The sequence below is a fragment of the Streptomyces sp. NPDC059695 genome (assembly GCF_042733785.1).
Classification (GTDB): domain Bacteria; phylum Actinomycetota; class Actinomycetes; order Streptomycetales; family Streptomycetaceae; genus Streptomyces.
Window position 1 is genome coordinate 17,006 of sequence record NZ_JBHWFF010000053.1, and the last position, 18,591, is coordinate 35,596.

The following is an 18,591-nucleotide window of genomic DNA, read 5'->3' on the forward strand; positions in this document are numbered from 1 at the left end:
GACACCTATCGGCCACCTTCTGATCGGCTGAGTATGCCCATGTCAGTTGTTCGACTGTTCCCGTGCGGTTCCTGATCGTACGTTCGGGCCCGGCGGATAGCATCCGGCCCATGGAGCCGCAGCTGAAGGACAGTGTCACGGACGGGGTCGCCACCGTCGTCATCGCCAACCCCGCCAAGCGCAACGCGATGAGCGCCGGGATGTGGCGCGCCCTGCCCGGCCTCCTGGAGCGCCTCGCCGCCGATCCCGCCGTCCGCGTCCTGGTCCTCACCGGCGAGGGCGACACGTTCTGCGCCGGGGCGGACATCTCCGCGCTGCGCGAGCCGGGGGACGAGCAGCAGACGCTCGCCGTGCGGGCCGAGGAGGCCCTCGCCGCCTTCCCCAGGCCGACCCTCGCCGCGGTCCGCGGCTTCTGCGTCGGCGGCGGCAGCCAGCTCGCCGCCGCCTGCGACCTGCGCTTCGCCGAGGAGGGCGCCCGGTTCGGGATCACGCCCTCGAAGCTCGGCATCGTCTACCCGTCCTCCTCGACCCGCAGGCTCACCGCCCTCGTCGGCCCCTCGACGGCCAAGTACCTCCTTTTCTCCGGGGAGTTGATGGAGGCCGAGCGGGCGCTGCGGACCGGGTTCGTGGACGAGCTGCACCCGGCGGGCGCGCTGGACAAGCGGGTGGCCGAGTTCGCCCGGGTGCTCGCCTCGCGCTCGCTGCTCACCCAGGCGGCGGCCAAGGAGTTCGCCGACGGACGCCTGGACCGGGACGACCACTGGGCGGAGCAGGCGCGCGGCAGCGGCGACACCGCCGAGGGCGTCGCCGCCTTCCTGGAACGGCGCGCGCCCCGCTTCACGTACGGGCTCTGAACCTCAGTCCCGCGCGAGCGGCCCGACGGGCGTTCCCCGCCAGTGCGCGACGATCGCGGCCGGGGCCTTCTCGGGCGAGCCCGCGTCGTACGGCGGCTGCGGGTCGTACTCGGTCAGCAGCTGGATCGTCTGGGCGGTCTCGTCCCCGGCGATCCGGCCGAGCAGGTGCAGTGCCATGTCGATGCCGGAGGAGACGCCGGCCGCCGTGACGTACTTGCCGTCGAAGACGACCCGCTCGCCGGTGGGTTCGACGCCGAGCGCCCGCAGTTCGTCGAAGGCGAGCCAGTGGGTGGTCGCCCGGCGTTCCCGGAGCAGGCCCGCCGCCGCGAGGATCAGCGAACCGGTGCAGACGGAGGTGGTCCAGGTGCTGGTGGCGTCGGCGGTGCGGAGCCAGTCGAGGATCTCCGGGTCGGTCATGGCGACCCGTGCGTCGGGGCCGCCGGGGACCAGGACGATGTCCGGTCGCGGGACCTCGGCGAGGCTCCGGTCGGCGACGAGCGCGAGACTGCCCTGGTCGTTCCGGACCGGACCGGGCTCCTTGGCCACGAAGACGGTCTCGGCGCCGGGGAGGCGGGCGAGCAGCTCGTACGGGCCGACGGCGTCGAGGGTGGTGAAGCGGTCGTAGAGCAGGACGGCGATCTGCATCGGTGGTTCCTCTCAGGTGACGGACGCGTGGAAGCGGCGGCGGTACTCCGCGGGAGCGGTGCCCAGGGCCTTCAGGAAGGCGCGGCGCATGGTCTCGGGCGTGCCGTAGCCGGAGGCGCGGGCGGCCTCCTCGACGCCGCACGAGGTCTCCTCCAGGAGACGGCGGGCGTGTTCGAGGCGGACCCGGTCGACGTACCGGCCGGGCGGGGTTCCGGTCTCCGCGTGGAAGGCGCGGGCGAAGTGGCGGGGCGAGAGCCGGGCGCGGGCGGCGAGCGACGCGACGGAGAGGTCCTCGCCGGGATGCTCGGTGATCCACTGCTGGAGGTCCCGCAGGGGCTCCCGGCGGGCGGTCTGGGCGGACAGCTGGGCGCTGAACTGGGCCTGGTTGCCGGGCCGCCGCAGGAAGACGACCAGGTGGCGGGCGACGGTGAGGGCCACGTCCCGGCCGAGGTCCTCCTCGACCAGGGCGAGGGCCAGGTCGATGCCGGCGGTGACCCCCGCCGAGGTGGCGATCCGTCCGTCCCGCACGAAGATGGGATCGGGGTCCACGTCGACCGCCGGGTGGCGTCGGGCGAGGTGGTCGCAGGCGATCCAGTGGGTCGTGGCCCGGTGTCCGTCGAGGAGCCCCGCCTCGGCGAGGAGCAGCGCCCCGGTGCAGACGGAGACCAGCCGCCCGGCCTGCGGGGCGTGCAGGCGCAGCCAGTCGATCAGGGCCGGGTCGGGGGCGCGGGTGCCCTCGCCACCGGGCACGACGAGGGTGTGCGGGGGCCCGTCGGCGACCGCGGCGTCCAGGGCGGTGTCGGGGAGCAGGCGCAGTCCGCTGTGCGTCCGGACGGGTCCGCCGTCCAGGGAGGCGGTGCGAATGGGGTAGGCGGACGGGTCCCCCGCGGCGCGGGCGGCGCCGGCGAACACCTCGACGGGGCCGGTGACGTCGAGGCTCTGGACGTCGTCGAAGAGGACGACGAGGACGGGTCGCTGCGGCATGACTCCATCCTTGGCGGCCCGGCGGGTGTCCGCAACGACGGATCGCCCACCTTTCCTGCCATCCGGCGCCCGTTTCGGCGCGGTCCGGCCGTTCCCTCCGTACCGACCAGTCGGTAACGTTCGGACCATGACGACTGATCTGCCTCCGCGCGCGGGACGCCGCTGCCACAACGTCCTCAACCCGCTGCACTCCACGCTGTACTTCTCGCCCGACCTGGACCGCGAGTTCACCGCCCTCGGGTTCACCGACCGGAGCGCGATGCGGCTCGCCGCGCGCAGCGCCGCCCTCGGCGCGGTGGGCGCGGGCACGGTCGCCGCGACCTTCTACAACTACAGCCACGCGTTCCTCGCCGCGCGCCTGCCGGCCGTCTGGGAGACCGCCTCCCCCGCCGAGGTCCTGGACGCGCGGCTGCGGACCGTCGACGCGACCCTGCGCCGGCTGCTCGGTGACGAGGCCGTCGCCTCCCCGGAGATGGCCGAGGCGGCGGCGCTCGCCCTGCGCGCCACCGAGGCCTGCACCCGGCACGCCCGGCCGCTGTACTCGGCCCACGCCGACCTGCCGGTGCCGGAGCGGCCCCACCTCGCGTACTGGTACGCCGCCACCCTGCTCCGCGAGCACCGGGGCGACGGCCACCTCTCGGCGCTGCTCTCCGCCGGGCTCGACCCGGTCGAGGCCCTCGCCTCGCACACCGCCACCGGCAAGGGCATGGCCCCGCGCTGGGTCCTCGGCACGCGCGGCTGGGGGCGGGCCGACTGGGAGGCGGCGACGGAGCGGCTGCGCGAGCGCGGGCTCCTCGGCGCGGACGGCGAGCTGACGGAGTCGGGCACGGCCCTGCGCGCCGAGCTGGAGGAGCACACGGACCGGCTGGACTCTGCACCGTACGAGCACCTCGGCGCGGCCGGGGTCGAGCGCCTCACCGAGCTGGGCCGCGGCTTCCTGTTCGCCGCGGCGGGCGCGGGCGCCTTCCCGGCGGACCTGGTCGGCAAGGGCTGAGCCCGGCCGGCGGGGCCGGCCGGACGCTCCGGGGACGCGCGCGGGACGGGTCGGTTGCCGCGTCCGGGTGACCGACCCGGCACAATGCACTCGCAAGCTTGAGGCACGAGAAGGCGAGTCGGGACACCGTGACGACGTCCATCGAAGCAAGGATCGCCGAGGAGCTCGGCGTACGCGAGCGACAGGTGAGGGCAGCCGTCGAGCTCCTCGACGGCGGTTCGACCGTGCCGTTCATCGCGCGCTACCGCAAGGAAGCGACCGAGATGCTCGACGACGCGCAGCTGCGCACCCTGGAGGAACGGCTGCGCTATCTGCGCGAGCTGGAGGACCGCCGGTCGGCGATCCTCGACTCGGTCCGCGAGCAGGGCAGGCTGACGGACGCCCTGGAGGCGAGCATCCGGGCCGCCGACACCAAGGCGCGCCTGGAGGACATCTACCTGCCGTTCAAGCCGAAGCGGCGGACGAAGGCCATGATCGCCCGTGAGGCCGGTCTGGAGCCGCTGGCCGAGGGTCTGCTCGCCGACCCGTCCGTCGAGCCCGCGGCGGCCGCCGCGGCCTTCGTGGACGGCGACCGGGGCGTCGCGGACGCCGCCGCGGCCCTGGAGGGCGCGCGGGCGATCCTCGCCGAGAAGTTCTCCGAGGACGCCGACCTCATCGGCGAGCTGCGCGAGCGCATGTGGGGCCGCGGGCGGCTCGTGGCGAAGGTCCGCGAGGGGCAGGAGGAGGCGGGGGCGAAGTTCGCCGACTACTTCGACTTCGCCGAGCCCTTCACGGCGCTGCCCTCGCACCGGGTGCTCGCCATGCTGCGCGGCGAGAAGGAGGACGCCCTCGCCCTGGAGCTCGAACCGGAGGAGCCGGCCGAGGGCCCCTCCTCGTACGAGGGGATCGTCGCCGGTCGCTTCGGCGTCGCCGACCGGGGCCGCCCCGGGGACAAGTGGCTCCAGGACACGGTCCGCTGGGCCTGGCGCACCCGCATCCTGGTGCACCTCGGGATCGATCTGCGGATGCGGCTGCGGACGGCCGCCGAGGACGAGGCGGTCCGGGTCTTCGCGGCGAACCTGCGGGACCTGCTGCTCGCCGCCCCGGCCGGCACCCGGGCGACGCTGGGGCTCGACCCCGGCTTCCGCACGGGCGTGAAGGTCGCCGTGGTCGACGCGACCGGCAAGGTCGTCGCCACCGACACGATCCACCCCCACGTCCCGGCCAACAAGTGGGACCAGGCGCTGGACAGGCTGGCGCGGCTCGCCAAGGAGCACGCGGTCGAGCTGGTCGCGATCGGGAACGGCACGGCCTCCCGGGAGACCGACAAGCTGGCCGCCGAACTCCTCGCCAAGCACCCCGAGTTGAAGCTCACCAAGATCATGGTCTCGGAGGCCGGGGCCTCGGTCTACTCGGCCTCCGCCTTCGCCTCGCAGGAACTCCCCGGCCTGGACGTGTCGTTGCGCGGCGCCGTCTCCATCGCGCGACGCCTGCAGGACCCCCTCGCCGAGCTGGTGAAGATCGACCCGAAGTCGATCGGCGTCGGCCAGTACCAGCACGACCTGGCCGAGGTGAAGCTCTCGCGCTCGCTCGACGCGGTGGTCGAGGACTGCGTGAACGGCGTCGGCGTGGACGTCAACACCGCCTCGGCACCTCTCCTTTCGCGGGTCTCGGGCATCAGCTCCGGCCTCGCGGAGAACATCGTCGCGCACCGGGACGCCAACGGCCCCTTCCGCTCCCGCCGGGCCCTCAAGGACGTCGCCAGGCTCGGCCCGAAGGCATACGAGCAGTGTGCGGGCTTCCTGCGCATCCGGAACGGCGACGACCCGCTCGACGCCTCGTCGGTGCACCCGGAGGCGTACCCGGTGGTGCGCCGGATGGTGAAGGCGACGGGCGGCGAGGTCGCGGCGCTGATCGGCGACACGGGCACGCTGCGCTCGCTGCGGGCGGACGACTTCGTCGACGAGACCTTCGGCCTGCCGACGGTGACGGACATCCTGCGCGAGCTGGAGAAGCCGGGCCGCGACCCGCGTCCGGCGTTCCGCACGGCCACCTTCAAGGAGGGCGTCGAGAAGATCGGCGACCTGGCGTCCGGGATGGTCCTGGAGGGCGTCGTCACCAACGTGGCCGCGTTCGGCGCGTTCGTGGACGTCGGTGTGCACCAGGACGGCCTGGTGCACGTGTCGGCGATGTCGAAGACCTTCGTCAAGGACCCGCGCGACGTGGTGAAGCCCGGCGACGTGGTGAAGGTGAAGGTCGTGGACGTGGACATCCCGCGCAAGCGGATCTCGCTGACGCTGCGGCTCGACGACGAGCCGGGCGCGGACGGCCAGGGCGGCTCACCCCGGCGCGAGCGGGGCGACCGCGGCGAGCGGGGCGGCCGGCCGCCGCAGCAGCGTCAGGGCGGCGGCCGCAGGGCCGAGGGCGGGAACCGGAACGACCGCGGGGACCGCGGTGGCCGGGATCGTTCGGCGGCGTCCGCCCCCGCCAACAGCGCGATGGCGGACGCCCTCCGCAAGGCCGGCCTGCTCGGCGAGGGCGGCGGCAAGCGCCGCTAGGGACCTCCGGCCGGCTGAGCGGGTCGTCCCCGCGCTCCCCGACGGGGGGGTGCGGGGACGACCCGCGTTCAGCCGGGCAGCGCGTCGAGGTGGCCGGTAAATGCGTTGACATGGCTAGGACACCCAACCATGATCATCATCGGCCTCCACGGGGGAGGTGCACGATTCCTGCTCCTGGAGGTCGTTCCACCCATGAAGCGCATGATCGCGAAGGTCGCCGGCGTCTCCGCCGCCGCCCTGACCATGGCCCTCGTCCCCCTCGCCGGCACCTCGTACGCCGCGGGCTGCTCCGGCGCCGGCTGCGACAACCGCGGCCCCGTCTCCATGGGCTGCGACGCCGACGCCGTGACCAAGGGCAGCGCGACGTCCCGCACCCACTCCGGCCTCAGGGTCGAGCTGCGCTGGTCCCCCAGCTGTCAGGCGGCCTGGGCCCGGGTCACCGCCACCGGTGAGCAGTGGTACGAGCGGTACGGCCACATCGAGAAGTGGTCGGGCTACGGCACCGGGTTCCAGCGCAGCCTCCAGGTGACGTTCCCCAACCCGGGCTCGGACTGGACCAACATGCTCGGCAGCCCCAGCGCCTACTACCGCGCCTGCATCAGCGCCCCCGCCGCCACCAACGAGGTGGACTGCACCCCCTTCTGGTAGACCCGCCGGCCCCCGCGCCCGCGTGAACGAGGCAGCCCCTTTTGCCCGTTGACGCGGACAGGACAGGCAACCAAGATCGACCGCGGCTCCCACGGGGGCCGCGGTCGATCCCGCACCAGAAGGAAGGAACACACCATGAAGCGCATGATCGCGAAGGTCGCGGGCATCTCCGCCGCCGCGATGACCATGGCCCTGGTCCCGCTCGCGGGCACCTCCTACGCCGCCGGGTGCACCGGCGCCGGCTGCGACAACCTCGGTCCGGTCTCGCAGGCCTGCGACGGCGACGCCGTCACCAAGGCGTCCGTCTCCGACGGCATCGACAAGGCCGAGCTGCGCTGGTCGCCCAAGTGCCAGGCCGCCTGGGTCCGCGTGACCGACCCGTACGGTCCCGACAACTGGTGGGACCACCTCGGCTACATCGAGAAGCACAACGGCTACGCCGGCCCGCTCGTCCGCAGCCTCTCGGTCAAGATCCCGGACCCGGGCTCCGACTGGTCCAACATGCTCGGCGGCAGCGGCTACTACTACCGCGTCTGCCTGAAGGACACCGGCACGGGCGACGTCACCTGCAGCCCCTACTGGTAGACCGCCGACCCCCGCGTGAGCGGAGCCGCGGCCGTCGCGCCGCGGCTCCGTGACGTCCCCGACACACTCCTTCTCACGAAGTGGCATCCCCCTGATGAAGACCATCCTCGCGAAGACGGCGGGCGTCGCGGCCGCCGCGATGACCATGGCCCTGGTCCCGCTCGCGGGCACCTCCTACGCCGCCGGCTGCTCCGGCAGCGGCTGCGACAACCGCGGCCCCGTCTCCATGGGCTGCGACGCCGACGCCACGACCAAGGTGTCCACCGTCAACGGCAACGGCTTCAAGGCCGAGCTGCGCTGGTCCAACGCGTGTCAGGCCGGGTGGGTCCGCACCACGTCCCCCGACGGCAGCCAGTGGTGGCCCCGGTACGGCTCCGTCGAGAAGTGGCTGGGTGCCGGCACCGACTTCCAGCGCAGCCTCTCGGTGCAGTTCCCCTACGAGGCGGGCACCGACTGGTCCAACATGCTGGGCAGCGGCAGCGCCTACTACCGCGTGTGCATCAATGACAACAACAACGTGACCTGCAGCAACTTCTGGTAGACCGCCGGCCCCGGCGTCCGCGTGAAGCGAGGCCACAGCCCACCGGGCTGTGGCCTCCTCGCGTCCGGCCCCGGTTACGGGAGGAAGCGCAGCGCCCAGTCGGCGCGGTTGGCGACGGAGAGGTCCTCGTCCTCCGTCATGGGCTGGAGGAGCCGGCGGGCCTCCTTCGGATCCGCCTGGACCAGCTCGACGATCTCGGCGGCCAGGCCGTCCTGGTCGTCGCCGAGGTCGACGGCGGAGGCCCGGATCAGGGTCGGAAGGGCGTCCGGGCCGCCGAGGGCCGCGAGGACGCCGCCGAGGAGTTCCCGGGCGTAGGCGTTCCGCTCGGAGAGGGCACGGTCGAGCTCCGCCTGGAGGCGCGGCAGGAGGCCGGCGTCGCCCGAGGCCGCGATCTCGTCGGCGAGGTCGATCGTCTCGTCCACGTCGGCGTCCAGATCGTCCAGCATCTCGGTCAGCCGGGTCAGTAGGTCGGTCATGGTGCCTCCTGGAATGCGCCGTCCACGAGGACGGGGACGGTCGTCGAGCGGTCGGTCTCGGCGGCCACGGCCACGTCCTGCGGATAGCCGTACTCGTACAGTTCACGGCCCGAGTCGCAGCCGTGCAAGGCGGCGACCGGGTCCTCGGTCGCGTCCCACAGCGTGGCCGCCGCGGTCGCCTCCGGGGTCAGGGGGTGTGTGCCCCGCAGGGCGGAGAGCACCGCTCCCGCGCCCAGCAGGTCTTCGAGCGCCGGGCGCAGCGAACCGTCCGGCCACCGCTCGCCGGAGGCGATGACGGCGAGCGGGCGCTCCGCCGTGCCGTGGCCCCGGTCGCGGAGCCACCGGGCGACGGCGGTGTGGTTGCGCAGCGAGGCGGCGACGACGGTCGCGCCGCCGGAGGCCGCCCCGGCCGCGATCGTGGAGCCGTTCGGGGAGGGCAGGACCAGGCGGCCGGGAGGCGGCGCCGCACGCAGGGCGGCCGGGGAGAGCGACCAGGGGTGCGCCCCGGTGGCCTCGCGCCGGCCGACGGCGAGCACGGCGTCGTTCTCCCGCGCGTACGCGGCGGCCGTGGCGTCCCGCCAGCGGTACGGGAGGACGGCGGTGCCGCCCTCGACGGCGACGCCGACGGCGGTGGTGAAGGACAGCACGTCGACGACGACCACGCAGGCGGCCGCCGGGGCGAGGACCCGCGCCTCCACGGGCCCCCAGCCGAAGGAGACGGTCACCGCGGCACCCGTGGGCACGGAACGGGCATCAGAGTTCGGTCGCCTTTCCGTCGGCGACCTCGATGCGGCGGGTGGTGCGGACCGCGTCGAGCATGCGGCGGTCGTGCGTGACGAGCAGCAGGGTGCCCGTGTACGAGTCGAGCGCGGACTCCAGCTGCTCGATGGCCGGCAGGTCCAGGTGGTTCGTCGGCTCGTCGAGGACGAGCAGGTTCACTCCCCGGCCCTGGAGCAGGGCCAGCGCGGCGCGCGTGCGCTCGCCCGGGGAGAGCGTGGTGGCGGGCCGCATGACGTGGACGGCCTTGAGGCCGAACTTGGCGAGCAGCGTCCGGACCTCGGCGGGCTCGGTGTCGGGCACGGCCGCGCAGAACGCCTCCAGGAGCGTCTCCGTGCCGTGGAAGAGCTTGCGGGCCTGGTCGACCTCGCCCACGACGACGCCCGAGCCGAGGACCGTGTCGCCGGAGTCCAGCGGCAGCCGGCCGAGGAGGGCGGCGAGCAGGGTCGACTTCCCGGCGCCGTTGGCCCCGGTGACGGCGACCCGGTCGGCCCAGTCGATCTGGAGGGTGACGGGACCGAAGGAGAAGTCGCCGCGGCGCACCTCCGCCTCGCGGAGGGTCGCGACGACCGAGCCGGAGCGGGGCGCGGCGGCGATCTCCATCCGCAGCTCCCACTCCTTGCGGGGCTCGTCGACGACGTCGAGGCGCTCGATCATGCGCTGGGTCTGCCGGGCCTTGGCGGCCTGCTTCTCGCTGGCCTCGCTGCGGGCGTTGCGGCCGAGCTTGTCGCCGTCGGTGGCCTTGCGCCGGGCGTTCTTGACGCCCTTGTCCATCCAGGACCGCTGCATGTGGCCGCGGGCTTCGAGGGCGGCCTTCTTGCCGGCGTACTCCTCGTAGTCCTCGCGCGCGTGGCGCCGGGCGGTGTCCCGCTCCTCCAGGTACGCCTCGTAGCCGCCGCCGTACAGGGTGATCTGCTGCTGGGCGAGGTCGAGCTCCAGGACCTTGGTGACCGTGCGGGTGAGGAACTCGCGGTCGTGGCTGATGACGACCGTCCCGGCGCGCAGTCCCTTCACGAAGGACTCCAGGCGCTCCAGGCCCTCGAGGTCGAGGTCGTTGGTGGGCTCGTCGAGCAGGAAGACGTCGTAGCGGGAGAGCAGGAGGGAGGCGAGACCGGCGCGGGCCGCCTGACCGCCGGAGAGCGAGGTCATCGGCTGGTCGAGGCCGACGGTGAGGCCGAGGGAGTCGGCGACCTCCTCGGCGCGCTCGTCGAGGTCGGCGCCGCCGAGGTTCAGCCAGCGCTCCAGGGTGACCGCGTACGCGTCGTCCGCGCCGGGGGTGCCGTCGACGAGTCCCTGGGTGGCCTCGTCCATGGCGGTCTGGGCGGCGGCGACGCCGGTGCGGCGGGCGAGGAACTCCCGCACGGTCTCCCCGGCGCGCCGCTCGGGCTCCTGCGGGAGGTGGCCGACGGCGGCGGTGGGCGGGGAGAGCCGCAGCTCGCCCTCCTCCGGGGTGTCGAGCCCGGCGAGCAGGCGCAGCAGGGTCGACTTCCCGGCGCCGTTGACGCCGACGAGGCCGATGACGTCGCCGGGGGCGACGACCAGGTCGAGCCCGGCGAAGAGGGTGCGTTCGCCGTGGCCGGCGGCGAGGTCCTTGGCGACGAGGGTTGCAGTCATCAGGGAACGAATCCTAGGCGACGCTGCGACACGCCGGGGATCCGAGGAGCCCGAGGAGCCCGAGCAGGACGGCCCGGTAGGTCTCGCCGTGGAAGCGGAACGGGCCGACGCCGGGGTAGCCCTCGCGTGCGAGGTCGGCGGTCGGGCCGGTCTGCCAGGCGAAGTCGCGCCAGACGACGTCCCCGCCCTCGCGTGCGACGACGGCGGTGACGGCGCCGCAGCCGGGGTCGTCGCAGTCGGGGCAGGAGTGGATCACCCGGCGGGTGCCGTCGGCGAGGAGGAGTGCGGGGGCGTGACCGGCGCGGACGGCGGGCGGCACGTCCGCCGCGAGCGGCGAGACGGAGTCGAAGCCGTCGGTCTCGTCGAGCCGGTGGAGCAGCGGCCTGCCGTCGACGAGGAAGTCGTGGTGGGGGTGCTCGCCGCCCGGACTGGCGGCGGAGACGAGGTCGAGGGTCGTGTACGGGACCGGCATGACTCCAGTCTTTCCCCGTTCCGTGGCCGCGCCGTCCCGGAAATGTCCCGGTCCCGGTACGGTCCGGGGCATGAGGAGCGACGTGATCGTGGTGGGCGGCGGGGTCGTCGGACTGGCGACGGCGACGACCCTGGCGGAGCGCGGGCTGCGGGTGCGGATCTGGTCGCGGGACGCGGTGACGGGGACGACCTCGGCCGTGGCGGGCGCCTTGTGGTGGCCCTACCGGATCGAGCCGGCGGCCGAGGTCGGGGCCTGGGCGCTCCGCTCCCTGCGGGTGTACGGGGAGTGGGCGGCCGATCCGGGACGCAGCGGGGTGCGACAGGTGGCCGGGGTGCACGCCGGCACGGTCCTGAAGGGTCTGGGCCCCTGGGCGCAGGAGGTCGAGGGGCTGCGGCAGTTGGCGCCGGAGGAGGTGCCGGGGCCGTACCGGACGGGGCTGGCGGCGCGGCTTCCGCTGCTCGACATGCCGGTCCATCTGCGGTTCCTGCGGAGCCGGTTCGAGGCCATGGGCGGGGTCTTCGAGCGGCGCGCGGTGGACGGCTTCGCGGAGGCGGCGGCACTGGCTCCGGTGGTGGTCGACTGCACGGGGCTCGCGGCGCGTGAGCTCGTGCCGGATCCCGGACTGCGTCCCGTACGGGGTCAGTTGGTCCTGGTGGAGAACCCGGGGATCGAGGAGTGGTTCACGGCGGCGGACGAGTCGGCGGGCGAGACCACGTACTTCTTCCCGCACGCCGACCGGCTGGTGCTGGGCGGGACGGCGGAGGAGGGGGACGGGCGGCTCGACCCGGATCCCGCGACGGCGGCGGCGATCGTGGCGCGGTGCGCGCGGGTGCGTCCGGAGGTCGCGGGGGCCCGGATCCTCGGTCACCGGGTGGGGCTGCGGCCCGCCCGGGCGGGCGGGGTGCGGATCGAGGCGGTGCCGCTGCCCGGCGGTGGACGCCTCGTCCACCACTACGGGCACGGAGGCGCCGGGGTGACGGTGGCCTGGGGCTGCGCGGAGGCTGCGGCGGAGCTGGCCGTCGGGTGAGGACGGCCGCTCCGTCGGACCGCGGGGCGGGCCGACGCGGCCGCGGGGCGGGCCGACGGCCGGAAACGACCGCGGGGCGGTCGCCGTCCTTTCGGATCGCGACCGCCCCGCGTGCCGTACTACTTCCAGAGCGGCGGCTTGCTGTTGTTGTCCGCGTCCTCGCACGCCTTGGCCTGGCGCTCCAGGGCGTCGGCGCGCGCGAAGGCCTTGCGGGCCTCCGTCGTGGCGCCGAGGCGCTTGAGCTGGTTGCCCCGGTCGCGCTCCTTGTGGGCGTCGGCCCGCAGCTTGCCGACGTTGCACGTGATGGTCCCGGCGGCGGCCGGCTCGGCCGTCACCGTCTGTCCGAGCAGCATGCCCCCGGCGAGCAGCGTCGTGGCGAGCAGGGCCGTCAGGGTGCGGCGGGCGGGCTTGGTGTGGCGCATGGTGGTTCTCCAACTTCAAGGCCTTGTGGGCCTGTTCGAGGCATGGTCAGTACCAGCGGGTAACTTTACCTCGGCAAACGTCGGATTCACGCCACGCCCGGCCGGGGGCACCTGATCGTCAACACCTCTCCACAGGACTCCCACTGACGAGGTGATAGGCCGCCCGCGCGTCGAGGAGCAGCGGGACCAGGGCGCGCTGCGACTGGCGCAGCGGAACGAACGCGCCGGCGCCCTCCGCCCGTACCGTCACCCCGTGCAGGGCGAGTTCGTCGCCCGCCTCGGCGTACTGCGCGGCGTCCAGGCGGTAGCCGCACGGCGGGTCGGCGAGGATCTCCTCCGGCTCGGCGGGGTCGTTGTCGGCGCCGCCGAGGTAGACCGGACCCCGGTCCGCGAACCCGGCGGCCCGGGCGAGGACGGTGGCCGCGGTGAGCGGCCCGCGCCGCGCGTCCAGGTAGGCGAAGGCCCCCTTCAGGGCGGCGTGCTGGGTGGCGACGCGGCGCCGGTGGTTGCGCGCCGGGTCGTCCTTCTCGGCCTGGTCGAGGGCGTCCACCCGGGTCTCCACGAGCAGTCCCGCGGCGTGCTTGACGCCGGCCGTGTTGCGCAGGATCCGCTCCTGGCCGTCGCCGGCGACCTGCTTGACCGGCTCGCCCGTGAGCGGGTCGGTCCAGATGCCGTAGATCCCGCTGCTGTAGCCCGCGAGCCCGGCGGCCGGCCGGACGTACGACTCCGAGAGCGTCCTCGACTCCCCGTGGACGCGCGGATCGGTGTCGAGACTGCGGGGCCAGAGCGCGAGCAGGTCCTTGTCGTAGTAGCGGGGGGTGGCGCCGTACTCGTGGAGGTCGTACACGAGGGCGGGCCGCCGGTCGCGGATCACGGCGGCGATCGCGCGCGCCTCTGCGGTCCGCAGGGCGATGTGGTCGCGGTTGACGTCGACGCCGTCGCCGTTGCCGCGGGTGTCGGCCTCCCGGCCGTCGGGATTCGCGGTGGGGACCACCAGGAGGGTGGTGCGGGCGAGGAAGCGCCGGGTCTCCGGGTCCTGGCCGTAGGCGAGGTCGCGCACCGTGCTCAGACAGGCCTCCCGGCCCGCCGGCTCGTCGCCGTGCTGGCTGCAGACCAGCAGCACGGTCGTGCCGGCGCGGCCCGCCCCGAGGGTGGCGAGGCGCAGCGGGCGGCCCTGCCCGGTGGTGCCGATCTCGCGCAGCGACACCCGCTCGCTGCCCCGGTCGACCGCCGTGAGGAAGTCCGCCTCCTCGGCCCCGGTCGTCCACCGGGCGCCCCCGCTCTCCTCGAACCCGGTGCGCGGGAGGGACCGCGCGGGCGCGCTGTCCGCCGCCTTGGCGGGGACGGTGACGAGCGGCAGCGCGAGGGCGGCGGCCCCCACCAGGAGAGCGAGCGTCCGCCGGGAACTCCGGCTCCTGACCAGGGGGTTCATCGGCGGCTCCGGTTCCTGGCGGATGCGGTACGGGGGTTCATCGGGCGGCTCCCGGACGCGGGGCCGCGGCCGGGCCGGGCAGGCGGGGTCCGCTCACGGCGGCCGGCGGAAGGGGGCCGGTCAGGGACGGGACGTACGAGGGCGCCGGCGCGGCCGGGGCCGGTCCCGCCGTCGCCCGGTCGAACGCCCCCGCGCCGCCGACGAGGGGCAGCTTCGCCGAGGTGCGGGCGAGGTCGAGGGTGAGGGTCGGGGTGGTCGACGGAGGGTCGAGGAGGTCCTTGTCGGTGCCGCCGACGATCAGGGCGAGCCGGTGGCCGGCCGGGACGACGTGGTCGGTCGCGGCGAGGTCCAGGGTGAGGGTGTACGCCCTGCCGGGGGTCAGCGGGCGTCCCTGGCGCGGGTCCGCCCAGGTGCCGAGGTCGGCCCAGCCCCGGCTGACCACCGTGGAGGCGACGGCCGCCGTCCGGGCCTCGGTCTCCTTGAAGCAGGCGCTGTCGCCCGGAGTGCTCGAACCCCAGCAGGTGCGGTCGGTGAGGGTCGTGATGCCCTCCCCCGCCGCCGCGTAGTCCCGGATCGTGTCGGGCCCGAGGTCGACCAGGACGGCGGACAGGTGCGCGGTGGAGGTGCTGGGGGTCGCGGTCACCGTCACCTTCGAGGAGCCTGAGATCCGCAGGTCCCGGGAGAGCGGCCGGGTGACGAACCCGGCCTTCTCCGGGGTCGGGGCGTCGATCCGGGCCGCCCAGTCCAGCTCGCCGAGGCCCGGGGCGTCGGTGAAGGCCGCGGTGGAGCCGGGCCGGGCGGGCGCGCGCCCGAGGACGCCCGGACCGGGGGCCGCGCCGGGAGCGGGCCGCAGGGTGGTGGTCGCGGTGGTGCGGGGCGGCCACTGCCGGTCGGTGGTCCAGACGTCCGGGGCCCGCTCGACGTCGGCGACGGGCTCGCGGTCGATGCCGTTCTCGTAGCCGAGGAGGTAGTGGTCGAACCAGCGGTGCAGGGTGCGGACCCAGTCGGCGCGCCGGAAGTCGAAGGGGTCGACGTGGCCGGTCTGGGAGAGCCAGATCTTCCGCTCGACGCCGTGGGCGGCGAGGGCGTCCCACCACTGGCCGAACTGCTTGGTGCGGACGTTGAGGTCCTGCTGTCCGTGGACGACGAAGACGCTGGCCCTGACCTTCCCCGCGTCCTTCACGTAGTCGCGCTCGGTCCAGGCCGGGGTCCAGTCCGCGCTGTACGGGGTGCCGGCGGTGATCCGGTCCTGGACGGCGGCGCAGCGGCCCTGCGCCTCGGGGCTGTTCACGTAGTCGGAGAGCCAGCTCGGGTTGGCGTCGTAGAGCGGGGCGCCCTGCGAGTGGAAGTAGTCGTACCAGGAGGAGATGGCGCCGATCGGAACGATCGTTTTCAGCCCTTCGACGCCGGTGGCGGCGACACCGTTGGCGATGGCGCCGTCCCAGCTCTTGCCGATCATGCCGACGTTCCCGGTGCTCCAGGCGGTGGCGCGGGCCGGGGTGCCGCCGGTGCGGGAGGTGTAGCCGCGCGCGCGGCCGTTCAGCCAGTCGACGACGGCCTTGGCGGACTGGACGTCCGAGCGTCCGCCGACGTCGTCGCAGCCGTCGGAGCGGTTGGTGCCGGCGAGGTCGACGGCGACGAAGGCGTAGCCGCGCGGGACGAAGTAGTTGTCGTAGAAGAGCGGGAACTGGACGGGGTTCCCGTCGGCGTCGTACGTCTTCTTCTGGCTCTCGTTGCCGCGCCCGCAGCAGGAGTAGTACGGGCTGGCGTCCATGATGACCGGGATCCTCCGGCCGGCGGCCGCGGGCTCGCGGGGGCGCACGATGTCGACGGCGACCCGGTCGGCGCGCCCGTCGCCGTCGCCGTCGAGGCCGGTGTCGACCCAGACGGACTCGCGGACGGCGTCGGCGTACGAGTGGACCGGGCGGGACTCGCGCACGAAGGGCGCGGCGGGCGCGGCCGGCTCGGGGCGCGCCCCGGCGGGGGTGACCAGGGTCGCGAACAGGGCGGCCGTGGCCGCGGACACGAGGGTTCCGTACGTCAGTCGGGCTCCGCGGGTTCTCCGCTTTCGCATCGGCATGCGGCGGAACGTACCCCGGTCAACTCCCGTGCAAAAGAGTGCCGGAGGGAATCAGGGGGGATTCAGGGTGATTCCGGAGACGGACGGGTTCATGTCGGCCGAATGGCGATCGTGTGACAGGGGGTCCTCTGGACGTGACGGTGCGTCGAGGGGCTGAATAGGGTCCGAGTTAAGGACCGACGACCACCCGTGCGTCTTACGTTTCTTATGACTTGGGGAGCACCCGTGCACCGCAGAATCATCGTTCCGAGCGCCCTCGCGGCCTCGCTGCTGCTGGCGATCCCGGCATCGGCGGCCGACTTCACCCCCGGCGCCCCGGGCATCGGCGACTCCTACTACCCCGCCAGTGGCAACGGCGGCTACGACGTCTCCCACTACGACCTGCGGCTGACGTACCAGCCCGCCACGGACCTGCTGGAGGGCACGGCGACGATCCTCGCCACGACCCGGCAGAACCTGTCCCGCTTCAACCTGGACCTCGGGCTGAAGGTCAGCGAGATCCGGGTCAACGGCCGGCCGGCGAAGTTCACCACCTCGGGGGACCACGAGCTGGAGGTCACCCCGGCGAGCCCGCTGGCGAAGAACACGCCGGTCACGGTCGTCGTCCGCTACGCGGGCAAGCCGTCCGAGTTCAAGATCGACGGCTGGTCGGCCTGGGCCCGCACCCCGGACGGCGGAGTGGCCGCGCAGGAGCCGGACTCGGCCGTCTGGTGGTTCCCGTCCAACGACCACCCGCTGGACAAGGCCACGTTCGACGTGTCGGTCTCGGTGCCGGACGGCACCCAGGCCATCAGCAACGGCGTGCTGCAGTCGCAGTCCTCGCGGCTCGGCTGGACCCGCTTCAACTGGCGGTCCAACAAGCCCCAGGCCACCTACCTGGCGACGCTGGCCGTCGGCAAGTTCGACATCACGACGGACCGGACCGCGAACGGGCTGCCCGTCCTGAACGCGTACAGCAAGGACCTCGGTGACAACGCGGGCGCCGCGCGTGCCTCGATCGAGCGCACGACCGAGGTGGCCGAGTGGCTGGAGTCGGTCTTCGGGCCGTACCCCTTCAACTCCCTCGGCGGCTACGTGCCGAACGTGACCAGCGGTTTCGCGCTGGAGACGCAGACCCGCCCGTTCTACAGCCCGCGGCAGTTCGCCAACGGCGCGAACGTGTCGGTGGTCGTCCACGAGCTGGCGCACCAGTGGTACGGCGACAGCGTGTCCGTCCGCGACTGGAAGGACATCTGGGTCAACGAGGGCTTCGCCCGGTACAGCCAGTGGCTGTGGTCGGAGAAGGAGGGCGAGGGCACGGCCCAGGAGCTGGCGGACTACGCGTACGCCACGCGGCCGGCCGACGACCCGTTCTGGACGGTGAAGCCGGGTGACCCGGGCGCCGAGAACCAGTTCCACATCGCCGTGTACGACCGGGGCGCGCTGGCGCTCCAGGCGCTGCGCAACGAGATCGGCGACGAGGACTTCTTCGCGATCCTGAAGGGCTGGCCGCAGCAGTTCGCCTACGGCAACGCGCGGGTCGCCGACTTCGTCCGGTACGCGGAGAAGGTCTCCGGCAAGCCGCTCGCCGGGCTCTTCGACACCTGGCTGTACCAGCCGTCGAAGCCGGCCGCCCCGGCGGCGACCGCGGCGGGTCTGTCCTCCCCCGCCGCCGCGCCGTCGGCCCGCGCCGCGAAGCCGTCGAAGCCGGCGCAGCCGAAGTCGTGGAAGAAGATCGCGGAGACGAACACGATCCACGAGAACGGCGGCCACGAGGGCCACGCCGGGCACTGATCCCACCGCCCTCCGGTCTCCGGGCCGCGGGGTTTCACGAGGCCGTCCGTCAGCGCTGCGCGCGGCGGGCGGCCTCGCGGGCCTTCCTGGCCAGGGGCAGATAGCGCAGGCGCTCGGGCAGGACCGGGACCACGGTCCGGACGACGCGGGCGAACCGGCGCAGGGCGCGCTCCTGCGCCTGCGTCCATTCCAGGCCGATGGTCTCGCGGGCGTCCGGCGGCATCAGGCCGACCGTGAGGAACGCGCGCAGCCTCAGGAAGGGGCGGCGCAGGACGGGCCAGAGCACCCGGAGGGCGAGCCGGAGCGGCAGTGGGCCGCGGTCGGGGGCCGGCAGCGGCAGGTCGGTGTCGAGCAGTTCCCGTACGACGGCGGTGGCCTCGATCTCCTCGGCGAGGACCTTCCGGTAGTACGGCCAGAAGTCCTCGATCGTCTGCGGCATGTCCCGGTCGTGGATGCCGAGGATCCGGCCGACCCGGAGCCACTCGGCGTACAGCTGCCATTCCTGCGCGTCGGTGAGCGGGCGGGCGAGCAGGCCGAGACCGTACCGGTAGATCGGGAAGCCGGTCGCGTGGACCCAGGAGTAGTAGGCCGGGGTGAGGGCGTGGTAGCGGCGCCCGTGGGCGTCGGTGCCCTGGATCGTCCGGTGCAGCTCCCTGAGCCGGCGGCCCTCCCGGGCGGCCTCGTCGCCGCCGTAGATCCACAGCTGGAGCGAGCGGAGGGAGCGCTCGCC

Annotated in this window: 18 protein-coding genes; 8 read left to right on the forward strand and 10 right to left on the reverse strand. The window is 74.0% G+C overall.

Annotation, left to right across the window (positions count from 1 at the left end):
* Positions 1–110 precede the first annotated feature (110 nt).
* A complete protein-coding gene (locus ACFV2S_RS35940; RefSeq protein WP_383800233.1) occupies positions 111–854 on the forward strand; it encodes an enoyl-CoA hydratase/isomerase family protein in 744 nt (247 codons plus the stop codon).
* 3 nt (positions 855–857) lie between these two features.
* On the opposite strand, the gene ACFV2S_RS35945 is transcribed toward ACFV2S_RS35940, so the two are convergent.
* Together ACFV2S_RS35945 and ACFV2S_RS35950 are read right to left on the reverse strand one after the other, a co-directional pair.
* Entirely contained in the window at positions 858–1,499 is a 642-nt protein-coding gene (locus ACFV2S_RS35945; protein WP_383800236.1) for a DJ-1/PfpI family protein, read from the reverse strand.
* Positions 1,500–1,511: 12 nt separating this feature from the next.
* Positions 1,512–2,483, reverse strand: coding sequence for a GlxA family transcriptional regulator (locus tag ACFV2S_RS35950; RefSeq protein WP_385569731.1), 972 nt, complete (start codon positions 2,481–2,483; stop codon positions 1,512–1,514).
* Positions 2,484–2,610: 127 nt separating this feature from the next.
* Between ACFV2S_RS35950 and ACFV2S_RS35955 the strand changes: the two genes are divergently transcribed.
* From ACFV2S_RS35955 to ACFV2S_RS35975, 5 genes are all read left to right on the forward strand, one after another.
* Complete coding sequence (locus tag ACFV2S_RS35955; RefSeq protein WP_385569734.1) at positions 2,611–3,477, forward strand: hypothetical protein; 867 nt, start codon at positions 2,611–2,613, stop codon at positions 3,475–3,477.
* A gap of 128 nt (positions 3,478–3,605) precedes the next feature.
* Complete coding sequence (locus tag ACFV2S_RS35960) at positions 3,606–6,014, forward strand: Tex family protein (protein ID WP_385569738.1); 2,409 nt, start codon at positions 3,606–3,608, stop codon at positions 6,012–6,014.
* A 192-nt stretch (positions 6,015–6,206) separates the two neighbouring features.
* Positions 6,207–6,662, forward strand: coding sequence for a DUF2690 domain-containing protein (locus ACFV2S_RS35965; RefSeq protein ID WP_385569741.1), 456 nt, complete (start codon positions 6,207–6,209; stop codon positions 6,660–6,662).
* Positions 6,663–6,797: 135 nt separating this feature from the next.
* Entirely contained in the window at positions 6,798–7,247 is a 450-nt protein-coding gene (locus ACFV2S_RS35970; RefSeq protein ID WP_352023256.1) for a DUF2690 domain-containing protein, read from the forward strand.
* Between the two features lie 94 nt (positions 7,248–7,341).
* Positions 7,342–7,788 (forward strand): DUF2690 domain-containing protein, encoded by a 447-nt coding sequence (locus ACFV2S_RS35975; RefSeq protein ID WP_385569750.1) that lies wholly within the window; start codon positions 7,342–7,344, stop codon positions 7,786–7,788.
* Positions 7,789–7,862: 74 nt separating this feature from the next.
* Here the strand turns inward: ACFV2S_RS35975 and ACFV2S_RS35980 are convergent, their stop codons facing one another.
* Genes ACFV2S_RS35980 through ACFV2S_RS35995 form a run of 4 tightly spaced genes read right to left on the reverse strand, consistent with a single transcriptional unit; the run spans position 7,863 to position 11,127 of the window.
* Complete coding sequence (locus ACFV2S_RS35980) at positions 7,863–8,264, reverse strand: hypothetical protein (RefSeq protein WP_383799641.1); 402 nt, start codon at positions 8,262–8,264, stop codon at positions 7,863–7,865.
* Positions 8,261–9,007 (reverse strand): 2-phosphosulfolactate phosphatase, encoded by a 747-nt coding sequence (locus tag ACFV2S_RS35985; RefSeq protein WP_385569754.1) that lies wholly within the window; start codon positions 9,005–9,007, stop codon positions 8,261–8,263. Before ACFV2S_RS35985 ends, ACFV2S_RS35980 begins: the two co-directional genes overlap by 4 nt.
* Before the next feature lie 10 nt (positions 9,008–9,017).
* Positions 9,018–10,655: an ABC-F family ATP-binding cassette domain-containing protein gene (locus ACFV2S_RS35990; protein ID WP_385569757.1), complete on the reverse strand. Its 1,638-nt coding sequence runs from the start codon at positions 10,653–10,655 to the stop codon at positions 9,018–9,020.
* A gap of 13 nt (positions 10,656–10,668) precedes the next feature.
* Positions 10,669–11,127, reverse strand: a complete 459-nt coding sequence (locus ACFV2S_RS35995) for a hypothetical protein (RefSeq protein WP_385569760.1) — start codon at positions 11,125–11,127, stop codon at positions 10,669–10,671.
* A 70-nt stretch (positions 11,128–11,197) separates the two neighbouring features.
* Between ACFV2S_RS35995 and ACFV2S_RS36000 the strand changes: the two genes are divergently transcribed.
* A complete protein-coding gene (locus tag ACFV2S_RS36000) occupies positions 11,198–12,154 on the forward strand; it encodes an FAD-dependent oxidoreductase (RefSeq protein WP_385569763.1) in 957 nt (318 codons plus the stop codon).
* 119 nt (positions 12,155–12,273) lie between these two features.
* Here ACFV2S_RS36000 and ACFV2S_RS36005 read toward each other — a convergent pair whose 3' ends face one another.
* The 3 genes from ACFV2S_RS36005 to ACFV2S_RS36015 form a co-directional block, all read right to left on the reverse strand.
* Positions 12,274–12,576, reverse strand: a complete 303-nt coding sequence (locus ACFV2S_RS36005) for a hypothetical protein (protein ID WP_383799628.1) — start codon at positions 12,574–12,576, stop codon at positions 12,274–12,276.
* Between the two features lie 118 nt (positions 12,577–12,694).
* Positions 12,695–14,008 carry a M14 family metallocarboxypeptidase gene (locus tag ACFV2S_RS36010; protein WP_385569771.1) on the reverse strand — a complete coding sequence of 438 codons (1,314 nt, stop codon included), beginning with the start codon at positions 14,006–14,008 and terminating at the stop codon, positions 12,695–12,697.
* Positions 14,009–14,045: 37 nt separating this feature from the next.
* Positions 14,046–16,088, reverse strand: a complete 2,043-nt coding sequence (locus ACFV2S_RS36015) for a Xaa-Pro dipeptidyl-peptidase (RefSeq protein ID WP_385569776.1) — start codon at positions 16,086–16,088, stop codon at positions 14,046–14,048.
* A 225-nt stretch (positions 16,089–16,313) separates the two neighbouring features.
* On the opposite strand from ACFV2S_RS36015, the gene ACFV2S_RS36020 reads away from it, so the two are divergent.
* Positions 16,314–17,861, forward strand: coding sequence for a M1 family metallopeptidase (locus ACFV2S_RS36020; RefSeq protein WP_385569781.1), 1,548 nt, complete (start codon positions 16,314–16,316; stop codon positions 17,859–17,861).
* A 49-nt stretch (positions 17,862–17,910) separates the two neighbouring features.
* Here ACFV2S_RS36020 and ACFV2S_RS36025 read toward each other — a convergent pair.
* The coding region (locus ACFV2S_RS36025) for an oxygenase MpaB family protein (protein WP_385569785.1) at positions 17,911–18,591 on the reverse strand (681 nt) is incomplete at its 5' end.